The 18,900-nt window shown below is 70.3% G+C and carries 16 protein-coding genes; 10 read left to right on the forward strand and 6 right to left on the reverse strand.

The genetic code is table 11. The annotated features are described in order from the left end of the window. Window positions 1–129 precede the first annotated feature (129 nt). The 4 genes from whiA to uvrC are packed head-to-tail and all read right to left on the reverse strand — an operon-like array spanning window position 130 to window position 5,292. Window positions 130–1,119 carry a DNA-binding protein WhiA gene (gene whiA, locus OHA64_RS11715; RefSeq protein WP_405611887.1) on the reverse strand — a complete coding sequence of 330 codons (990 nt, stop codon included), beginning with the start codon at window positions 1,117–1,119 and terminating at the stop codon, window positions 130–132. Further along, window positions 1,110–2,177, reverse strand: a complete 1,068-nt coding sequence (gene yvcK / locus OHA64_RS11720; protein WP_405611889.1) for a uridine diphosphate-N-acetylglucosamine-binding protein YvcK — start codon at window positions 2,175–2,177, stop codon at window positions 1,110–1,112. The genes whiA and yvcK overlap by 10 nt, the downstream gene beginning before the upstream one ends. Further along, window positions 2,174–3,226: an RNase adapter RapZ gene (gene rapZ / locus OHA64_RS11725; RefSeq protein ID WP_405611891.1), complete on the reverse strand. Its 1,053-nt coding sequence runs from the start codon at window positions 3,224–3,226 to the stop codon at window positions 2,174–2,176. The genes yvcK and rapZ overlap by 4 nt, the downstream gene beginning before the upstream one ends. Then, on the reverse strand, window positions 3,223–5,292 hold the full coding sequence (gene uvrC, locus OHA64_RS11730) for an excinuclease ABC subunit UvrC (protein ID WP_405611893.1): 2,070 nt from the start codon (window positions 5,290–5,292) through the stop codon (window positions 3,223–3,225). Before uvrC ends, rapZ begins: the two co-directional genes overlap by 4 nt. A 195-nt stretch (window positions 5,293–5,487) precedes the next feature. Between uvrC and OHA64_RS11735 the strand changes: the two genes are divergently transcribed. From OHA64_RS11735 to OHA64_RS11750, 4 genes are all read left to right on the forward strand, one after another. Beyond that, window positions 5,488–5,661, forward strand: a complete 174-nt coding sequence (locus tag OHA64_RS11735) for a hypothetical protein (RefSeq protein ID WP_405611895.1) — start codon at window positions 5,488–5,490, stop codon at window positions 5,659–5,661. Window positions 5,662–6,074: 413 nt separating this feature from the next. Next, complete coding sequence (locus tag OHA64_RS11740; RefSeq protein WP_405611897.1) at window positions 6,075–7,031, forward strand: hypothetical protein; 957 nt, start codon at window positions 6,075–6,077, stop codon at window positions 7,029–7,031. Between the two features lie 136 nt (window positions 7,032–7,167). After that, a complete protein-coding gene (locus OHA64_RS11745) occupies window positions 7,168–8,226 on the forward strand; it encodes a LacI family DNA-binding transcriptional regulator (protein WP_405611899.1) in 1,059 nt (352 codons plus the stop codon). Continuing rightward, entirely contained in the window at window positions 8,223–9,131 is a 909-nt protein-coding gene (locus OHA64_RS11750; RefSeq protein WP_405611901.1) for a carbohydrate kinase, read from the forward strand. The genes OHA64_RS11745 and OHA64_RS11750 overlap by 4 nt, the downstream gene beginning before the upstream one ends. Window positions 9,132–9,245: 114 nt before the next feature. Here OHA64_RS11750 and uvrA read toward each other — a convergent pair whose 3' ends face one another. Beyond that, window positions 9,246–12,281, reverse strand: a complete 3,036-nt coding sequence (gene uvrA / locus OHA64_RS11755) for an excinuclease ABC subunit UvrA (protein WP_405611903.1) — start codon at window positions 12,279–12,281, stop codon at window positions 9,246–9,248. 224 nt (window positions 12,282–12,505) lie between these two features. Here uvrA and OHA64_RS11760 point away from each other — a divergent pair, with 224 nt between their 5' ends. From OHA64_RS11760 to OHA64_RS11780, 5 genes are all read left to right on the forward strand, one after another. Continuing rightward, window positions 12,506–13,195, forward strand: a complete 690-nt coding sequence (locus tag OHA64_RS11760; RefSeq protein WP_405611905.1) for a maleylpyruvate isomerase family mycothiol-dependent enzyme — start codon at window positions 12,506–12,508, stop codon at window positions 13,193–13,195. 46 nt (window positions 13,196–13,241) lie between these two features. Continuing rightward, the gene (locus OHA64_RS11765; RefSeq protein ID WP_405611907.1) at window positions 13,242–13,898 is read left to right on the forward strand and encodes an MBL fold metallo-hydrolase; all 657 of its coding nucleotides are present in this window, start codon (window positions 13,242–13,244) and stop codon (window positions 13,896–13,898) included. A 340-nt stretch (window positions 13,899–14,238) separates the two neighbouring features. Further along, a complete protein-coding gene (locus OHA64_RS11770; RefSeq protein WP_405611909.1) occupies window positions 14,239–15,123 on the forward strand; it encodes an ABC transporter substrate-binding protein in 885 nt (294 codons plus the stop codon). Then, window positions 15,120–16,040, forward strand: coding sequence for an amino acid ABC transporter permease (locus tag OHA64_RS11775; RefSeq protein WP_405611911.1), 921 nt, complete (start codon window positions 15,120–15,122; stop codon window positions 16,038–16,040). Before OHA64_RS11770 ends, OHA64_RS11775 begins: the two co-directional genes overlap by 4 nt. Before the next feature lie 20 nt (window positions 16,041–16,060). Further along, window positions 16,061–16,789, forward strand: a complete 729-nt coding sequence (locus OHA64_RS11780) for an amino acid ABC transporter ATP-binding protein (RefSeq protein ID WP_405623941.1) — start codon at window positions 16,061–16,063, stop codon at window positions 16,787–16,789. A 24-nt stretch (window positions 16,790–16,813) separates the two neighbouring features. Here the strand turns inward: OHA64_RS11780 and aroQ are convergent, their stop codons facing one another. Further along, window positions 16,814–17,287 carry a type II 3-dehydroquinate dehydratase gene (aroQ, locus tag OHA64_RS11785; RefSeq protein WP_405611913.1) on the reverse strand — a complete coding sequence of 158 codons (474 nt, stop codon included), beginning with the start codon at window positions 17,285–17,287 and terminating at the stop codon, window positions 16,814–16,816. A gap of 224 nt (window positions 17,288–17,511) precedes the next feature. Here aroQ and OHA64_RS11790 point away from each other — a divergent pair, with 224 nt between their 5' ends. Further along, the gene (locus OHA64_RS11790) at window positions 17,512–18,783 is read left to right on the forward strand and encodes an MFS transporter (RefSeq protein ID WP_405611915.1); all 1,272 of its coding nucleotides are present in this window, start codon (window positions 17,512–17,514) and stop codon (window positions 18,781–18,783) included. The last annotated feature ends 117 nt before the right edge of the window (window positions 18,784–18,900 follow it).

The following is an 18,900-nucleotide window of genomic DNA, read 5'->3' on the forward strand; positions in this document are numbered from 1 at the left end:
CGCCACAGCAGCGAACTGATGCCAGGCTCATGACAGTCCATGATCGAGTCAAGGGTGCCTCAACGACACACAAACGCCGGTGACGATCACCCAAGTGGGCGTCGGCACCGGCGTGTTGGACTACGGGATTCAGCCTACGAGGTTGTCGGCCAGGTCCTCGCTGAGGTTGGCATCCGTCCCCGCGATGCCGAGGTCGGAGGCCCGCTTGTCTGCCATCGCCAGCAGTCTGCGGATACGGCCGGCCACGGCGTCCTTGGTCAGCGGCGGGTCGGCGAGCGCGCCCAGTTCCTCCAGCGAGGCCTGCTTGTGGTCCATGCGCAGCCGTCCGGCGGCGGCGAGGTGCTCGGGGACGTCGTCGGCGAGGATCTCCAACGCGCGCTGCACCCGGGCACCGGCGGCGACGGCCGCGCGGGCCGAGCGACGCAGGTTGGCGTCGTCGAAGTTGGCGAGACGGTTCGCCGTGGCCCGCACCTCGCGGCGCATCCGGCGCTCCTCCCAGGCCAGCACCGACTCGTGGGCGCCGAGGCGGGTGAGCAGGGCACCGATCGCGTCGCCGTCCCGGACCACCACCCGGTCCACGCCGCGCACCTCGCGGGCCTTGGCGGCGATCGACAGCCGGCGGGCGGCGCCGACCAGGGCGAGCGCGGCCTCCGGGCCCGGGCAGGTCACCTCCAGGGAGGAGGAGCGGCCCGGCTCGGTGAGCGAGCCGTGCGCCAGGAAGGCGCCACGCCAGGCCGCCTCCGCATCGCAGGTGGCCCCCGAGACCACCTGCGGGGGCAGGCCCCGGATCGGACGGCCCCGGCCGTCGACCAGGCCGGTCTGCCGGGCCAGCTGGTCACCGCCGGCGACAACCCGAACGACGTAACGCGAGCCCCGGCGCAGTCCGCCGGGCGCCATCACGATCAGCTCGGAGCTGTGGCCGAAGATCTCGAGGATGTCCCGCTTGAGGCGGCGGGCCGCCATGGCGGTGTCCAGCTCCGCCTCGATCACGATGCGCCCACTCACCAGGTGGAGGCCGCCGGCGAACCGCAGAATGGCGGAGACCTCCGCCTTCCTGCAGCAGGTCCGGGTGACGGGGAGCCGGGAGATCTCATCCTTCACCGCTGCCGTCATCGCCATGGGCCGATCCTTCCATGCATCCGAAAAATACGGTCGTACGCGGCGGCCAGGAGCTCCGGGTCGTGCCGTGGAGTTCCGTCCGGCCGAGCCACCGGGGCCAGCTCGACCGCGGCACCGAACCGCTCGGCGGCCTCGATAAGCACATCGCGGTCGGGCACGGCGGCCTCGTCGGCCAGCACCACGTCCAGGGCGAGTTTAGGGGCGTGTCGACCCAAAACCTCCAAATGACGCTGCGGGGAGAAGCCGTCGGTTTCTCCCGGTTGCGGGGCGAGGTTCAGGGAGAGCACCCGGCGCGCCTTCGTCTGGGTGAGCGCGTCGAGGAGCTCCGGCACGAGCAGGTGCGGGATGACCGAGGAGAACCAGGAGCCGGGGCCGAGGACCACCCAGTCCGCGTCGAGGACGGCCGCCACCGCCTCCGGCACCGCGGGCGGGTCGTTCGGCACCAGATGCACGGACTGCACCTCGCCGGGCGTGAGAGCGACGGTCGCCTGCCCCCGGACGGTGTCGATGTCCTCGGGTCGGTCCGGGTCGTGGCCCTTGACCAGGGCCTGGAGCTCCAGTGGCACGGCGGACATGGGCAGCACGCGGCCGTGCGCGCCCAGCAGCTTGCCGACCAGGTCGAGGGCCTGGACATGGTCGCCGAGCTGTTCCCACAGGGCGACGATCAGCAGGTTGCCGACCGCGTGTTCGTGCAGGTCGCCCTGTGACTGGAAGCGGTGCTGAATGACCCGGGCCCAGGTCTGGCCCCAGTCGTCGTCGCCGCACAGCGCGGCCAGGGCCTTGCGCAGGTCGCCGGGCGGGAGCACGCCCAGCTCGTCGCGCAGGCGCCCGCTGGAGCCGCCGTCGTCGGCCACGGTGACTACGGCGGTGAGGTCGCCGGTGATCCGGCGCAGCGCGGCGAGCGAGGCGGACAGGCCCATGCCACCGCCGAGGGCGACCACCTTGGGCTGGGCACCGCGGCGGCGCGGTTTGGCACCCCGTGCCTCGACGGGCCTGCTCGCGCGCCCCTCGGGGACGGCCCGGCGCAGCCGGCTCGGCCGCGGACTACGTTCCGTCATTCCCGTCCCATGTCCCGGTGCACGACCACCGTCTCCACACCCTCGGCCACGAGCCGCGCGGCGAGCTTCTCCGACGTGGCGACCGAGCGGTGTTTGCCGCCCGTGCAGCCGATGGCGATCGTCACGTACCGCTTGCCCTCACGGCGGTAGCCGGCCGCGATGAGCCTCAGCAGCTCGGCGTACCGGTCGAGGAACTCCTTCGCGCCGGGCTGGTTGAAGACGTACGCGGAGACCTCCTCGTTGAGGCCGCTGAAGGGGCGCAGCTCCGGGACCCAGTGCGGGTTGGGCAGGAAGCGCATGTCCGCGACCAGGTCGGCGTCGACCGGGAGGCCGTACTTGAAGCCGAAGGACATGACGGTGGCCCGCAGCTCGGGCTCCTCCTCGCCGGCGAACTGGGCGTCCATCTTGGCGCGCAGCTCGTGCACGTTGAGGCTGGAGGTGTCGATGACCAGGTCGGCGTCGCCGCGCAGCTCGCGCAGCAGTTCACGCTCGGCGGCGATGCCGTCGACGATCCGGCCGTCGCCCTGGAGGGGGTGCGGCCGGCGCACCGACTCGAAGCGGCGTACCAAGGCGTCGTCGGAGGACTCCAGGAAGACGATCCGGCGGGTGACCTGCCTGCCGTCCAGGTCGGCGAGGGACTCGCGGAGGTTGTCGAAGAAGCGGCGTCCGCGGACGTCGACGACGACCGCGATCCGTGCCACGTTGCCCTGCGAGCGGGCGCCGAGCTCCACCATGGTGGGGATCAGCGCGGGCGGCAGGTTGTCGACGACGAACCAGCCGAGGTCCTCCAGACACTTGGCCGCTGTCGAGCGGCCGGCCCCGGACATGCCGGAGATGATCACCAGCTCGGGGATGGCCGCCTCGGGGACCCCGGGTGTTTCGTTGGCCGTACTCACTTGTGCTCCGTCTTCGTGGCGCTCTTCGTCCTGTGCGTCTTGCTGTGCGTTCTGCGGGGCGTCCTGCGTCGGGTCCCGCTGTGCGGGATCATCGCCCGTTTCCTTGTGCGTGCGATCTCGTCGCGCTGTGGCCTGCTCGTCGTGCTCCGTCATGTCTCCTGCCCCCGTCGTTCGTCCGGGGCGCCCGCGGACACGGGCTCCCCAGGGGCATCCGCCGTCGTCTCGGGTGCCCCGTCCTCGTCGTCTTCCATGATCTCGCCGGTCGCCGTGTTGACGGCGGGTGCGGCCGGGGACGCCCGGACGAAGGCCGCGGCGACGCTTTCGGCCGTTTTGCGGCCTATGCCGGGTACCTCGCAGATCTGGTCGATTGTCGCGGACCGCAACCTCTTCACCGAGCCGAAATGCTTGATCAGCGCCTGCTTGCGAGTGTCGCCGAGGCCCGGTACGTCGTCCAGTGGGCTCGACCTGAAGCGCTTGGCGCGCTTGGTGCGCTGATAGGTGATCGCGAAGCGGTGGGCCTCGTCCCGGACCCGCTGAAGCAGATAGAGGCCCTCGCTGGTGCGGGGAAGGACCACCGGGTCGCCCTCGTCGGGCAGCCAGACCTCTTCCAGACGCTTGGCGAGGCCGCACACGGCGATGTCGTCGATACCGAGTTCGTCGAGGGCCTTCTTGGCGGCGGCCACCTGGGGCTGCCCGCCGTCGACGACGACCAGCTGGGGCGGGTAGGCGAAGCGCTTCGGGCGGCCGTCCTCCTCGGTGAGGCCGTTGCCCGGGCCGTCCGCGTCGGGGTTCTCGTCGTCGGCCCACTCCCCCGTCCGCTCCTTCTCGGCGAGGTAGCGCCGGAAGCGGCGGGTGATCACCTCGTGCATGGAGCGGACGTCGTCCTGGCCCTCGAAGCCCTTGATCTGGAAGCGGCGGTACTCGCTCTTGCGCTGAAGGCCGTCCTCGAAGACGACCATGGAGGCCACCACGTCGTCGCCCTGGAGGTGCGAGATGTCGTAGCACTCGATCCTCAGCGGTGCGCTGTCGAGGTCGAGGGCCTCGGCGATCTCCTCCAGGGCACGCGAGCGCGTGGTCAGGTCGGAGGCGCGCTTGGTCTTGTGCAGACCGAGTGCCTGATGGGCGTTGCGCTGCACGGTCTCCATCAGGGCCTTCTTGTCGCCGCGCTGTGGGATGCGCAGGGACACACCGGAACCGCGGCGCTCGGTGAGCCATTCCTGGACGGGCTCCACCGGGTCGGGCAGGGCCGGGACGAGGACCTCCCTGGGGACCGCGTCGCCCTTCTCCTCGCCGTAGAGCTGCTGCAGAGCGTGTTCGACGAGGGCCCCGGTGGTGACCTCCTCGACCTTGTCGGTGACCCAGCCGCGCTGGCCGCGCACCCTTCCGCCGCGTACGTGGAAGATCTGCACGGCCGCTTCCAACTCGTCCTCGGCGACCGCGATCAGGTCGGCGTCGGTCGCGTCGGCGAGTACGACCGCGCTCTTCTCCATGGCCTTCTTCAGGGCCTCGATGTCGTCGCGCAGACGCCCCGCCCGCTCGTACTCCAGGTCCTCGGCAGCCTCCGTCATCTGCTTCTCCAGGCGGCGCAGATACGTGCCCGTGCGGCCGGCCATGAAGTCGCAGAACTCCTCGGCGAGCTCCCGGTGTTCCTCGGCGGACACGCGGTCCACACAGGGCGCGGAGCACTTCCCGATGTAGCCGAGCAGACAGGGGCGGCCGGTGCGGGCGGCGTTCTTGAAGACGCCGGCCGAGCAGGTGCGGACGGGGAAGACCCGCAGCAGGAGGTCCACGGTGTCGCGGATCGCCCAGGCGTGCCCGTACGGCCCGAAGTAGCGGACGCCCTTCTTCTTGTGACCGCGCATCACCTGTACCCGCGGGAACTCCTCGTTCATCGTCACCGCGAGGTACGGGTAGCTCTTGTCGTCGCGGTACTTGACGTTGAACCGGGGGTCGTACTCCTTGATCCAGGAGTACTCCAGCTGCAGCGCCTCGACTTCCGTGGACACCACCGTCCACTCCACGGACGCGGCCGTGGTGACCATGGTGCGGGTGCGGGGGTGCAGGCCCGCCAGGTCCTGGAAGTAGTTCGCCAGGCGCTGGCGCAGGCTCTTCGCCTTTCCGACGTAGATCACCCGGCGGTGCTCGTCACGGAACCTGTACACCCCGGGAGAGTCGGGGATCTGTCCCGGCTTGGGGCGGTAGCTGGAGGGGTCGGCCATGTCTCACACCCTACTGGCGAGGACCGACAGCGCGGCGATCCTGTGGACAACGCCGAGCCCGCCGGAACGACCGGGATGGCGGGGACCGGAACCACCGACTTGAGACCGGCGCGAGGGAGAGTCGAGTCTCTGCGGATACAAAGGGGGGCGGCCGCTCCGGACGGGGCGGCGGTCATCGGTCGAAGGGCTGCGGACATGCGGCAGACACGGATCGAGAAGCGAAGGCGGCCGGGCCGTCCCGGCCACGCCACGGACGACCGGACCACGGACGGCATGTACTCGCTGCGCGATCTGCTCGACCCGCGCGACCCCGACATCGTGCGCGCCAAGCGCGCCTCGCGGGCACAAGGCGATGGACCCCGCTCCTAGGGCGGCGGACCCCCATAGAACCGGACGGATGCCTTCCCGTCCGAACCCGACCGCCCGGAGCATACGCGACGTCACCGAGCCCAGGCTCCCCCTCCTGGACCACTCCCGCCGCGTACGCCCCGGGCGGTCGTATGTCCGCTCGGGACCCGCGCCCCGGCAACCGTGCGGTCACGGCGTGCCCGCGATCAGGGAAGTGCCGGCCCTCGACGAGTGAGCATGAACTCGGCCAGGAGCCGAGGCTGTTGGGCATCAGGTGTTGTCGGGACTTGGTCAACACGCTTCAATGCGGGGGAACTCGGGGCCCTGAACGACGGCGTACGGATGTGAAGACCCCCGACGCCGGCTCAGTGGCCCCGGCACCTCCCTCGAACGGTCTGACCAGCCGTTGTGCCCCTTCACAGAAAGGCCCCTGCATGCCGCACGCCACACAGCACGGGGACGTCGCCACCTTCGCCACCGCGGAACTGGACTCGGCCCTGCGTGGCGGCCCCTTCCACGTAGCGCTGCGCGCCGCGATCGCCGCCCGCGGACTGCCGCTGCAGCGCGTGCAGCACCATCTGTCACGTCACGGGGTCAAGGTCGGTGTCACCAGCCTGAGTTACTGGCAGCAGGGCGCCCGGCGCCCCCAGCGCCCGGAGTCGCTGCGGGCGGTCCGCGCGCTGGAGGAGATCCTCCAGTTGCCGGAGGAGTCACTGATACGGCTGCTCGCCCGCGCCGACGAGGAGCCCGGGGCACAGCGGACCGCGGCCCGCTCGTACCGTTCCCTCGTGGCGGCATCGGACGTGCTCGAACAGTTGCTGGCCGAACTGGGATCGCCGCTCGACGGCGGCCTGCACGCCCTCGGCCACCATGAAAGGGTACGGATCGGGGCGCGCCGCGAGCTGGCCGGGCGCGAGTCCCACCACATCGTGCGCGCCCACCGGGACGGCGTCGACCGTTTCATGGCCGTCCACCACGGCGACCCGGGGTGCGCGCCGGAGCGCACGGCCATCCATGCCCTGGAGAACTGCCGTACCGGACGCGTCCGTTCGCACACCGACACCGGTGTGCTCGTGGCCGAATTGCTCTTCGACACCCGGCTGCGGGCCGGCGACACGTACCTCTTCCGCTACGGCGTCGAGGACGGCACGGCGGGCGTGTCGCGCGAGTACGTCCGCGGATTCGGAGCCGCGGGCGGCCAGTACGCGCTCCAGGTCCGGTTCGACGCGGACGCCCTGCCCGTGCGCTGCCACCGGTTCACCCAGCACTCGGCGGCGGCGCCTCGCAGTGGCCGCCAGGAACTGGCCCTCACCGGGCAGCACCACTCGGTGCACCTTGTCGAGCCGCGGGTGCGGTCGGGGATCGTGGGGATCGCCTGGGACTGGGAGTGAGCGTTCCCGGCGTGGTAGGGAGGCGGCCGCGGCCGACGTAAACGCTTGCGCAAGCGTTTACGTCGGCCGCGGAATGAGATACGTTCCCGATGGCCGAAAGCCCGAAGGCCCGCACGGCCCGATGGAGGGGGACCTCATGCCGACCATGGCCGACGTCGCACGCAGCGCCGGCGTGTCCGTGGCGACCGTCTCGCACGTGCTCAACGAGACACGACCGGTGCTCCCCCACACCCGCCAGGCCGTGCTGGACGCCATCGACGAGCTCGGTTACACGCCCAACACGCTCGCCCGCTCCCTGGTGACCTCGCGCACCCGGTCCATCGGGCTCGCGGTGTCGGCGATCAGCAACCCGCACTTCACGGACATCCTCCAGGGCGTCGAGACCGGTGCCCTGGAGCACGGTTACAGCCTGTTTCTCGCCGATCCGCACGACGATCCCGTACACGAGCGCAAGGTCGTCCAGCTCCTGCATGAGCGGCGAGTGGACGGCATGATCGTCGCGCCCTCGGCGGACCCCCGCGAGCTCGTCTCCTACCTGCGGCGTCACGACGTGCCGACCGTGTTCCTGGACCGAGTCGTCGACTCCCCCGGAGACGAGTCCCCGCGCTTCGACCAGGTCTGCGCCGACAGCGCCGCACCGACCGCCGACCTGGTCGCCCACCTCGCCGGGCTCGGCCATCGGCGGATCGCCCTGGTCGCGGGTCGGCCCGGGCTGAGCACGACCCGTGAGCGGATCAACGGGTACCGGTACGGCCTCGCCGCCGCGGGGTTCCCCTACGACGAACGCCTGGTCGTGCACGGCGCCTCCGAGTCGGCCGGAGGGCAACGGGCCACCGCCTCGCTGCTGTCCCTCGCCGTGCCGCCCACCGCACTCGTCACCGCCAACAACGTGATGACCCTGGGCGCCCTGCGGGCACTGAGCGAGCGGGGCCTGTCCGTACCCGACGACATGGCGCTGTGCTGCTTCGACGACTTCGACTGGGCCGACCTGTTCACCCCCCGGCTCACCGCGGTCGCCCAGCCCGGCAAGGAGATCGGCGCCCAAGCGGTCCGGTTGCTCCTCGAACGCCTCGCCGTACCGGACCGGCCCGCCCGGACCGTTCGGCTGACCTGCACCTTCGTCCACCGCACCTCGTGCGGCTGCCCCGGCGAGCCGGAGCGGTCCGCGCAGCCCGAGAGAGGAATCGTCCCGTGATCGTCGTCGCCGGTGAGGCCCTGATCGACCTGGTACCGCAGGGCACGGGTGCCCTCGCGAGCCTTCAGCCGGCGCTCGGCGGGGGCCCCTACAACACGGCCGTGGCACTCGGCCGCCTCGGCTCCCCCACCGCCTTCTGCTCCCGCACCTCGCGCGACGCCTTCGGCGAGGCTCTCCTGGACAGGCTGCGGCGTGCGGGGGTGGACGTCTCCGCCGTACAGCGCGGCGCCGAGCCGACCACCCTTGCCGTCGCCACGATCGACGCGCACGGTTCGGCCGCCTACTCCTTCTACGTCGACGGCACCGCCGACCGGCTGTTCACGGCTCCCGCTGAACTGCCCGAGGGGACACGGGCGGTGTCCTTCGGTACCTGCTCACTCGTCCTGGAGCCGGGTGCGAGCGCCTACGAGGAGCTGCTGCGAACCGCCGCCGGGCAGGGCGTGTTCACCGCGCTGGACCCGAACATCAGGGCCGGGCTGATCCCCGACGCGGACGCGTATCGGGCTCGCTTCAAGAGCTGGCTGCCGTCCGTGTCGCTGCTCAAGCTCTCCGAGGAGGACGCCCTGTGGCTGGGTGGCACCCCTCGCGAGTGGCTGGCCGCCGGCCCCTCGGCCGTCGTGATCACCCAGGGCGGCGACGGGCTGACCGTTTTCACACGGGACGGCTCGGTGCACTCCGTGCCGGGCGAGAAGGTCGACGTGGTGGACACGATCGGCGCGGGCGACACCGTGAACGCGGCCTTGCTGCACGGTCTTTCCGCACGGGACGCGCTGTCCGCGGAGGCGCTCGCCGCTCTGGGCGCCGACGGCTGGACCCAGCTCCTGCGGTTCGCGGCCCGCGCGGCAGCGATCACCTGCTCCCGCGCGGGGGCGGAACCGCCGTACGCCGATGAACTGGACGGCTGACAGGCGACGTGGAGCCTGCGGCGGCTGAACCAGAACCGGCCGGGCGGACCGCGCGTCCCAGGCCCGTGAGCCCGGGTCGCGCGGTCCGTGCAGCCAGGACGGGCGCGCCCGGGCTCAGGCTCTGCGGGCCCGGGTCGTCTTCTTCGCGGCTGCCGCCTTCTTCGTGGCCGAGGCCGCCTTCGTCGTGGCTGTGTTGTTGGCGGTTCCCGTCTTGGCCGTCGCCGTCTTCTTCGCCGTCGACTTGGCCGCGACCGTCTTCTTGACCGCCGACCTGCGCGAGGCCTTCACCGGTGCTCCGTCGCTGATCCGGTCGGCGCCCAGCACCTCCCGCAGGAACTTGCCCGTGTGGCTGGCCGGGATCCCGGCGACCTGCTCCGGCGTGCCCTCGGCGACGACCAGACCGCCGCCGGCGCCGCCCTCGGGTCCCATGTCGACGACCCAGTCGGCGGTCTTGATCACATCGAGGTTGTGCTCGATGACGATGACCGTGTTGCCCTTGTCGACCAGGCCGGACAGGACGGTCAGCAGCTTGCTGATGTCCTCGAAGTGCAGACCGGTGGTGGGCTCGTCCAGGACGTAGACCGTGCGCCCGGTGGAGCGCTTCTGCAGCTCGCTGGCGAGCTTCACGCGCTGGGCCTCGCCGCCGGACAGGGTGGTCGCGGCCTGGCCGAGGCGGACGTAGCCGAGACCGACGTCCTTGAGCGTGTTGAGGTGGCGGGCGATCGAAGGGACGGCTTCGAAGAACTTCGTCGCCTCCTCGATCGGCATGTTCAAAACCTCGGAGATGGACTTGCCCTTGTAGTGGACCTCCAAGGTCTCCCGGTTGTAGCGGGCTCCGTGGCAGACCTCGCACGGGACGTACACGTCCGGGAGGAAGTTCATCTCGATCTTGATCGTGCCGTCGCCCGCGCAGTTCTCACAGCGGCCGCCCTTGACGTTGAAGGAGAAGCGACCGGGCATGTAGCCGCGGACCTTCGCCTCGGTCGTCTCGGCGAACAGCTTGCGGACGTGGTCGAAGACGCCGGTGTACGTCGCCGGGTTGGACCGAGGGGTGCGGCCGATGGGCGACTGGTCGACATGGACGACCTTGTCGACGAGGTCGTCGCCGTCCACGCGCGTGTGCCGCCCCGGGACGTTCCTTGCGCCGTTGAGCTCGCGGGCCAGGTGGGTGTACAGGATGTCGTTGACCAGCGTGGACTTGCCGGAGCCCGACACGCCCGTGACCGCGGTGAAGACGCCCAGCGGGAAGGACACGGCGATGTCCTGGAGGTTGTTCTCGCGGGCGCCGTGCACCGTGAGCTGCCGGGACGGGTCGAGGGGGCGCCGGATGTCGGGCAACGGGATGGACTTCTTGCCGGACAGGTACTGGCCCGTCTGCGACTCGGCGTTGGCCAGCAGCCCCTCCAGGGAGCCGCTGTGCACGACCTTGCCGCCGTGCTCGCCGGCGCCGGGACCGATGTCGACGACCCAGTCCGCGACCTTGATGGTGTCCTCGTCGTGCTCGACGACGATGAGCGTGTTGCCCATGTCGCGCAGCCGGACCAGGGTCTCGATGAGCCGGTGGTTGTCGCGCTGGTGCAGACCGATGGACGGCTCGTCCAGGACGTACAGGACGCCGACGAGACCGGAGCCGATCTGGGTGGCCAGGCGGATGCGCTGGGCCTCGCCGCCGGAGAGGGTGCCGGCCGCGCGGTTGAGCGAGAGGTAGTCGAGGCCGACGTCGACCAGGAACCGCAGTCGCTCGTTGACCTCCTTCAGGACGCGCTCGGCGATCTTCTTGTCGCGGGCGTCGAGCTTCAGCTCGCCCAGGAAGTCCGCGCAGTCACTGATGGACATCGCGGAGACCTCCGCGATCGACTTCCCCATGACCGTGACCGCGAGGACGATCGGCTTGAGGCGGGTTCCCTCGCAGGTGGGGCAGGGGACCTCGCGCATGTAGCCCTCGAAGCGCTCACGGCTGGCGTCACTCTCGGCCTCGCTGTGCCGGCGCTTGACGAAGGGGACGGCACCTTCGAAGGGCGTGGTGTAGACCCGCTCGCGCCCGTAGCGGTTGCGGTAGCGGACCTCGATCTGGGTCTTGTGACCGTGCAGCAGGGCCTTCCTGGCACGCTGCGGGAGGCCCGCGAAGGGGATGTCCGTACGGAAGCCCAGCGCGTCCGCGAGAGCACCGATCAGCCGGCCGAAGTAGTCCTTGGTGTGGCCGTGCGACCAGGGGTGGATGGCGCCCTCGTCGAGGGACTTGTCCTCGTCCGGGACGATCAGCTCCGGGTCGACCTCCATGCGCGTGCCGATGCCACTGCAGTCGGGACAGGCACCGAAGGGCGAGTTGAAGGAGAACGAGCGGGGCTCCAACTCCTCGAAGGACAGGTCGTCGTACGTGCAGTACAGGTGCTCCGAGAACATGCGCTCGCGCTCGGGGTCGTCCTCGGGGAGGTCGACGAAGTCGAGCACGACCATGCCGCCGGACAGGCCGAGGGCCGTCTCCACGGAGTCGGTGAGGCGGCGCTTGGCGGAGTCCTTCACCGTGAGGCGGTCGATGACCACCTCGATGGTGTGCTTCTCCTGCTTCTTCAGCGTGGGCGGGCTGGAGAGCTGGACGGTCTCGCCGTCCACCCGGGCACGGCTGTACCCCTTGGTCTGGAGGTCGGCGAAGAGATCGACGAACTCGCCCTTGCGCTCACGCACGAGCGGGGACAGCACCTGGAAGCGGCTCCCCTCCGGCAGCTCCAGGACCCTGTCGACGATCGCCTGCGGCGACTGGCGCGAGATCGGGCGGCCGCACTCGGGACAGTGCGGCTTGCCGATGCGGGCGAAGAGCAGCCGCAGGTAGTCGTAGACCTCGGTGATGGTGCCGACCGTCGAGCGCGGGTTGCGCGAGGTCGACTTCTGGTCGATGGAGACCGCGGGCGACAGGCCCTCGATGAAGTCGACGTCCGGCTTGTCCATCTGGCCGAGGAACTGGCGGGCGTACGAGGAGAGCGATTCCACGTAGCGCCGCTGGCCCTCGGCGAAGATGGTGTCGAAGGCCAGGGAGGACTTGCCCGACCCGGACAGGCCCGTGAAGACGATGAGCGAGTCGCGAGGCAGGTCGAGCGAGACGTTCTTCAGGTTGTGCTCGCGCGCGCCACGGACGATGAGACGGTCGGCCACGCCGGTCCGCACCTTTCTTGAGAGAAGTGACAGGGGCGAGGCCCCCGTGCTTTTTCAGACTAGGGGGAGCCACTGACAACGCCGGTCGGATTCCCGGATGGCATAACAATCCCCGGACATCCAGCATGCCCGACGCCACAACCGACCCTATAGCACGCACATTCGATTTCCGGCACTCGTTCACCACCTTCACCCAAAGGTGTGGCGGGGTTAGTGTCAGGGCCATGATTGATCACGCTCATGACCTGGCGTCTGTACGTGACGCGACGGAGCGGCTGCTCACCGCAGTCGCCGAACTGGACAACGCGTCGGTGACCGAGCCGTCACGGCTCCCCGGCTGGAGCCGCGGCCACGTCCTCGCCCACCTCGCCCGCAACGCGGACGCCCTCGTGAACGTACTCGACGGGCGCCCGATGTACGCGTCCGCGGACGCCCGGGACTCCGACATCGAGCGGGACGCCTCACGCCCGCTCGACGTGCAGCTCGCCGACCTGCGCGAGAGCACGGCACGGTTCCAGGAGACGGGGGCCGCTCCCGCGGACTGGGCGCGCACGGTCGCGCTCCGCAACGGGGTCACCGACTCGGCTTCCCGGGTGCCGTTCCGGCGTTGGATCGAGGTGGAGCTGCACCACGTGGACCTCGGCATCGGGTACGAGCTGGAGGACCTCCCTGAGGAGTTCGTGGAGCGGGAGACCGGCTTCCTCGCCGAGCGCTTCACAGGGCACCCCGGGGTGCCGCCGACACACCTGACGGACGGCACGCGCGCGTGGACCACGGGCCGCCGGGACACCACCTCGCCCGAGGTCACCGTCACGGGCCCCGCGCCCGACCTGCTCGGCTGGCTCTGCGGCCGGCGCGGCGGCTCCGGACTGACGGTGGCCGGCGGCTCGCTTCCGGCGCTCCCTCCGCTGTAGCCCGCGAACGGTCTCCGGGCCGCCGCCCCGCTATAGGCTGATCGCTATGACGTACAGCGGACAGGTGACGGTCGGCGGCCCGGCGGACGTACACGAACTCAAGGACCTGATGATCACCAAGATCGCGGTGGGTCCGATGAACAACAACGCCTACCTGCTGCGCTGCCGGACCACGGACGAGCAACTTCTGATCGACGCGGCGAACGACGCGGACACGCTCCTCGGCACGATCGGCGACGACGGCATCGCATCCGTGGTCACCACGCACCAGCACGGCGACCACTGGCAGGCACTCGCCGACGTCGTCGCCGCCACACGCGCGCGTACGTACGCCGGCCGGGACGACGCCGAAGGCATCCCGGTACCGGCCGACGTCCTGGTCGACGACGGCGACATCATCCGCGTGGGGCGCGTGGAGCTCACCGCGCGCCACCTGGTCGGTCACACGCCGGGGTCGATCGCCCTCGTGTACGACGACCCGCACGGTCATCCCCATGTGTTCACCGGGGACTGCCTCTTCCCCGGAGGTGTGGGCAACACCCGTAAGGATCCGAAGGCGTTCGCCAGCCTGATCCACGACGTCGAGACGAAGATCTTCGACGCTCTCCCGGACGAGACCTGGGTCTACCCGGGACACGGCGACGACACCTCCCTGGGCGCCGAGCGACCGCACCTGCCGGAGTGGCACGCGCGCGGATGGTGAGCACGAACGTGATGCGTACGGGGTGGTGAACCCGTCGCATGGGGCGCGCGCGAGGAGCATTGCCCTCGCGCGCACGCACCCCGTGTGAAACGTTCACACGCGCCGATGTCTCGCGCGCGCTCCCGGCGCACTTGGTTGCGCAGTCAACTGGGTGGAGCCCCGTGCAGGGTGACGGCTCCTGCGCGGTACGGGCCGCCGGTCTTTCGATCCCCGCCCTCGACCGGCGGCCCCGGCACTTCTCTCGTAGCGCGTTCACAAGAACGCAACACCCGTTCCCACCATGCGGACAGTTCCTGCCGTGACCTCGACAAACGGGACGGTCGACTGTCAATCTCCCGCCATGCCTCTTGCCTCGCGCGCGCTGCGCCGCACCGTCGCCGCCGCGACCACAGCCCTGCTCGCCACCGCTGTCGGCTGTGCTCCGCAGCCGGAGGAGAAGGCCGCCGACACGCCTTCCGGGTCGGCCGGGACCACCTGTGCCAAGGGCGAGCTGGCCACCAAGACGTCCGGCAAGCTGACCGTCGCCACCGACGAGCCCGCGTACGAGCCATGGTTCAAGGACGACAAGCCGGCCGGCGGCGAGGGCTTCGAGTCGGCGGTCGCGTACGCCGTGGCGAAGCAGCTCGGCTATGACAAGAGTGCCGTGGTCTGGCAGAGCGTCCCCTTCAACAAGGCCTTCGCGCCCGGTGAGAAGACCTTCGACTTCGACATCAACCAGGTGTCGATCAGCGCTGAGCGCAAGAAGGCCGTCGACTTCTCGTCCGGCTACTACGACGTCCGCCAGGCCGTCATCGCGCTCAAGGGCACCAAGGCCGCGAAGGCGACCAGCATCGCGGATCTGAAGGGCCTCAAGCTGGGCGCCCAGGTCGGCACCACCAGCCTCGACTACATCGACGACCTGGTGAAGCCGAACCAGGACGCGGCCGTCTACGCCAAGAACGACCAGGCCAAGTCCGCGCTGAAGAACGGCCAGGTCGACGCCATCGTCACCGACCTGCCCACCGCGTTCTACATCACCGCCGCCGAGGTGACGGACGCGAAGATCGTGGGTCAGTTCGAGAACTCGGGCGGTACGCCGGAGCAGTTCGGGCTCGTGCTCGACAAGGGCAGCGCGCTCACCTCGTGCGTGACTGACGCCGTGGACACCCTGCGCGAGAACGGCACGCTGGCGAAGCTGGAGCAGCGGTGGCTGTCCGACGCCGTCGACGCCCCGGTGCTCAAGTGACGGTCACGAAGGAGGAGTCCGGCCAGGAGGACGCGGACGACAAGGGCGGCATGCCCGCCGACGGAGGCGACGGGTACGCCCCGTCGCGACGGCGGCTGGAACGCGAGGCCTACAAGCGCGCCCGGTCCCGCCGCGCCACGGCCATCGCCGCGCTCTCGACCCTGGCGACCGGTGTCGTCCTCTACCTCGTCGTCGTCAACGCGCCCGGCTGGTCGCGCACCCAGGAGACGTTCTTCAACGGGCAGTACGCGCGCGAGGCGCTGCCCAAGGTCCTCGAAGGGCTGTGGCTCAACGTCCGGCTGCTGCTGATCTGCGGCGCCGCCGTACTGGTCCTCGGGATGCTCATCGCCATCGCCCGCACCCTGCGCGGTCCGGTGTTCTTCCCGCTGCGGGTCCTGGCCGCCGCCTACACCGACTTCTTCCGCGGGCTGCCGCTCATCATCAACCTGATGATCGTGGTCCTCGGTGTCCCCGCGCTGCGGCTGCAGGGTGTGACCGTCGATCCGGTGCTGCTGGGCGGCACCGCGCTCACGCTGACGTACTCGGCATACGTGGCCGAGGTGTTCCGCGCCGGAATCGAGTCCGTCCACCCCTCGCAGCGCGCGGCGGCCCGCTCGCTCGGCCTGTCCAACCGGCAGGCGCTGCGGTATGTCGTGCTGCCGCAGGCCGTGCGCCGTCAGGTGCCGCCCCTGTTGAACGACCTGGTGTCCCTCCAGAAGGACACCGGTCTGGTGTCGATCGGCGGCGCGATCGACGCCGTTCGGGCCGCGGACATCATCGTGGGCCGCAGCCTCAACTACACGCCGTACATCGTCGCGGGCCTGGTCTTCGTGGCGCTGACGATCCCGATGACCCGGTTCACGGACTGGGTGACGGCCCGGATGGACCGTCGCCGGGCCCAGGGAGGAACGCTGTGAGCGACACACCCGTGCTGCGCATGCAGTCCGTGCGCAAGACCTTCGGCGACACGGTCGTGCTGCGGGACGTCGACCTGGAGGTGGCCCCGCACACGGTGACCGCGCTGATCGGCGCCTCCGGCTCCGGCAAGTCCACGCTGCTGCGGTGCGCGAACCTCCTGGAGGAGATCGACGACGGCGCGATCTGGCTGGACGAGGAGGAGATCACCGACCCGCGTGTCGACCAGGACGCGGTACGCCGCCGTATCGGCGTGGTCTTCCAGGCGTACAACCTCTTCCCGCACCTGACGGTCCTGGAGAACATCACGCTCGCCCCGCGCCGTGTGCACGGTGCGTCCCGTGCGGAGGCCGAGGCCCGCGCGCGTGAGCTGCTGGAGCGGCTCGGGCTGGGCGGCAAGGCCGGTGAGTATCCGGACCGGTTGAGCGGTGGTCAGCAACAGCGCGCCGCGATCGTGCGTGCCCTGGCCGTACGTCCGAGGCTGCTGCTGCTCGACGAGATCACCGCCGCGCTCGACCCGGAGCTGGTGGGGGAGGTTCTCACCGTCGTCCGTGATCTGAAGGGCGATGGCATGACCATGGTGCTGGCCACACACGAGATGGGCTTCGCCCGCGATGTCGCCGACCAGGTCTGTTTTCTGGACTCGGGGGTGGTGCTGGAACGGGGCACCGCCGAGCAGATCTTCGGCGATCCGCAGCAGGAGCGTACCCAGCGCTTCCTGCGGCGGATCGTGGAGGCGGGCCGGCTGTGAGGAGCCCGCTGGGCACGTAGGTCCTTACGCGCCGGCCTGGCCCGTCCTCGCCAACGCCGCGACGCGCTCGACGCCGAACACGTACCCCTGCACGCCACATCCCGCGATGACACCGTCGGCACGCAGCGAGACGTACGAGTGGTGCCGGAACGACTCGCGCTGATGGACGTTGGAGATGTGGACCTCCAACACCGGCAGTCCGTCACAGGTGTTGAGCGCGTCCAGAATCGCGACCGACGTGTGCGAGTAGGCCGCCGGGTTGATCACGATCCCGCAGTGGTTGAGCCGTGCCTCGTGGATCCAGTCGACCAACTCCCCCTCATGGTTGGACTGCCGGAAGTCCACCGTGCCGCCGTGCGCGGCCGCAGCCTTGACGCACAAGGCCTCGACGTCGGCGAGTGTGTCGGAGCCGTAGATCTCCGGCTGGCGCTGGCCGAGCAGGTTCAGGTTGGGGCCGTTGAGGATCATGATCGGGGCGTTGGCCAGGATGCGGGGCACGGTTCCTCCGGTCCGTCAGGGGGCGATCCGTCCAGGACCGCTGCTCGGACACGGTCTATCACGGTGTGCGCGGGAGAACGGCCCCTGCCCTCGTGGGATGACGACACCGGCGCATCATCGTCACCTCCGCACGCGTGCCGCACCTCCGCACGCCCCCGTAACCCGCAATCACTGTGGGTAGTTGATCCGACATGCGCCACGTACGCTCCGTAAGGGCCCCCTCCATGCTGCGGCTCGCGACCGCCTCGCTCGCCGGGACGGCCATCGAGTTCTACGACTTCTTCGTCTACGGGACGGCGGCGGCGCTGATCCTGGGGCCGCTGTTCTTTCCGACGTTCTCGCCGCTGGCGGGGACCCTGGCCGCCTTCGGAACGTTCGGCGTGGGGTTCGTCGCACGGCCGCTGGGTTCGGTGCTGTTCGGGCACATCGGGGACCGGCACGGGCGCCGCCCGGTCCTGGTCGCCTCTCTGCTGCTGACCGGTGTCTCCACCGTCGCGGTCGGCTGTGTACCGACGTACCACACGATCGGTGTGGCCGCTCCGGTGCTGCTGTTGGTGCTGCGCTTTCTGCAGGGGCTGGGGCTCGGCGGGGAGTGGGGCGGTGCCGTGCTGCTGACCGCGGAGCACGCGCCCGTCGAGCGGCGCGGCCTCTGGTCGAGCTTCCCGCAGGTCGGTCCCGCGCTGGGGTTCCTGCTCGCCAACGGTGTGGTGCTGGCACTGTCCGCGACGCTGACGGAGGCGCAATTCGCCCAGTGGGGCTGGCGGGTGCCGTTCTGGGCGGCCGGGGTGCTTGCCGTGGCGGGGCTGTGGCTGCGGTCGTCCATCACCGAGAGCCCCAGCTTCCTCGGCATCGACGACCACGCGCGCGTGCCGTTCGCCGATGTGGTGCGCGACCACTGGCGACTGGTGCTGCTGACCGCCGGGGCCCTCGCGGTCGGGTACGCGATCTTCTACGCCGTCACGACCTGGTCCCTCGCCTACGCGACCGAACGGCTCGGGGTGAGCCGTACCGTCATGCTGACCTGCATCATGGCCGCGGTGCTGGTGATGGGCTCGCTCACGCCGGTGGTGGCGCTGCTCGGTGACCGTTACGGTCGGCGTCCCCTGTGCCTGGCCGGGTGCGCGGCCGCCGCTGTGTGGATGTTCCCGATGGTCGCGCTCCTGGCGACCGGTGAGCCGTTGCTGATGTTCCTCGGTTTCCTCGGGGCGTTGCTCGCGTTCATCACGATGTTCGCGGTGATCGCCGCGTATCTGCCGGAGTTGTACGAGCCCCGGGTGCGCTGCACGGGTGCCGCGGTGGGCTACAACCTCGGCGGGGTCGTGGGAGGCGCGCTCACGCCGATCGTGGCGACCGCGCTCGTCGAACAGGGCGGCCGGGTGCCGTGGGGCGTGGGTGCGTATCTGACGGGGATCGCGCTGCTGAGCCTGGGGTGCTTCGCGCTGCTGCCGGAGACGCGGCCGGTGCCGGTGGTGGCGGCACGGCCTGTCATGGATTGATCGTCGGCTCCAAGTACTCGGCGAACAGCACCAGATGCACGCCTCCGTGGCCCAGGCGACCGCCGGTACGGTCAGGCCGGCCCCGGGAGCGGTGGTCGGCAATGCGCCGCACACCTC

It is taken from the genome of Streptomyces sp. NBC_00076 (assembly GCF_045041235.1).
Taxonomy (GTDB): domain Bacteria; phylum Actinomycetota; class Actinomycetes; order Streptomycetales; family Streptomycetaceae; genus Streptomyces.

Bases quoted from the DNA above. Each gene is read 5' to 3' on its own strand.
- whiA (WP_405611887.1), bottom strand. From the start codon at position 1,119: ATGGCGATGACGGCAGCGGTGAAGGATGAGATCTCCCGGCTCCCCGTC.
- yvcK (WP_405611889.1), bottom strand. From the start codon at position 2,177: ATGACGGAACGTAGTCCGCGGCCGAGCCGGCTGCGCCGGGCCGTCCCC.
- rapZ (WP_405611891.1), bottom strand. From the start codon at position 3,226: ATGACGGAGCACGACGAGCAGGCCACAGCGCGACGAGATCGCACGCAC.
- uvrC (WP_405611893.1), bottom strand. From the start codon at position 5,292: ATGGCCGACCCCTCCAGCTACCGCCCCAAGCCGGGACAGATCCCCGAC.
- OHA64_RS11735 (WP_405611895.1), top strand. From the start codon at position 5,488: ATGCGGCAGACACGGATCGAGAAGCGAAGGCGGCCGGGCCGTCCCGGC.
- OHA64_RS11740 (WP_405611897.1), top strand. From the start codon at position 6,075: ATGCCGCACGCCACACAGCACGGGGACGTCGCCACCTTCGCCACCGCG.
- OHA64_RS11745 (WP_405611899.1), top strand. From the start codon at position 7,168: ATGCCGACCATGGCCGACGTCGCACGCAGCGCCGGCGTGTCCGTGGCG.
- OHA64_RS11760 (WP_405611905.1), top strand. From the start codon at position 12,506: ATGATTGATCACGCTCATGACCTGGCGTCTGTACGTGACGCGACGGAG.
- OHA64_RS11765 (WP_405611907.1), top strand. From the start codon at position 13,242: ATGACGTACAGCGGACAGGTGACGGTCGGCGGCCCGGCGGACGTACAC.
- OHA64_RS11770 (WP_405611909.1), top strand. From the start codon at position 14,239: ATGCCTCTTGCCTCGCGCGCGCTGCGCCGCACCGTCGCCGCCGCGACC.
- OHA64_RS11780 (WP_405623941.1), top strand. From the start codon at position 16,061: ATGCAGTCCGTGCGCAAGACCTTCGGCGACACGGTCGTGCTGCGGGAC.
- OHA64_RS11790 (WP_405611915.1), top strand. From the start codon at position 17,512: ATGCTGCGGCTCGCGACCGCCTCGCTCGCCGGGACGGCCATCGAGTTC.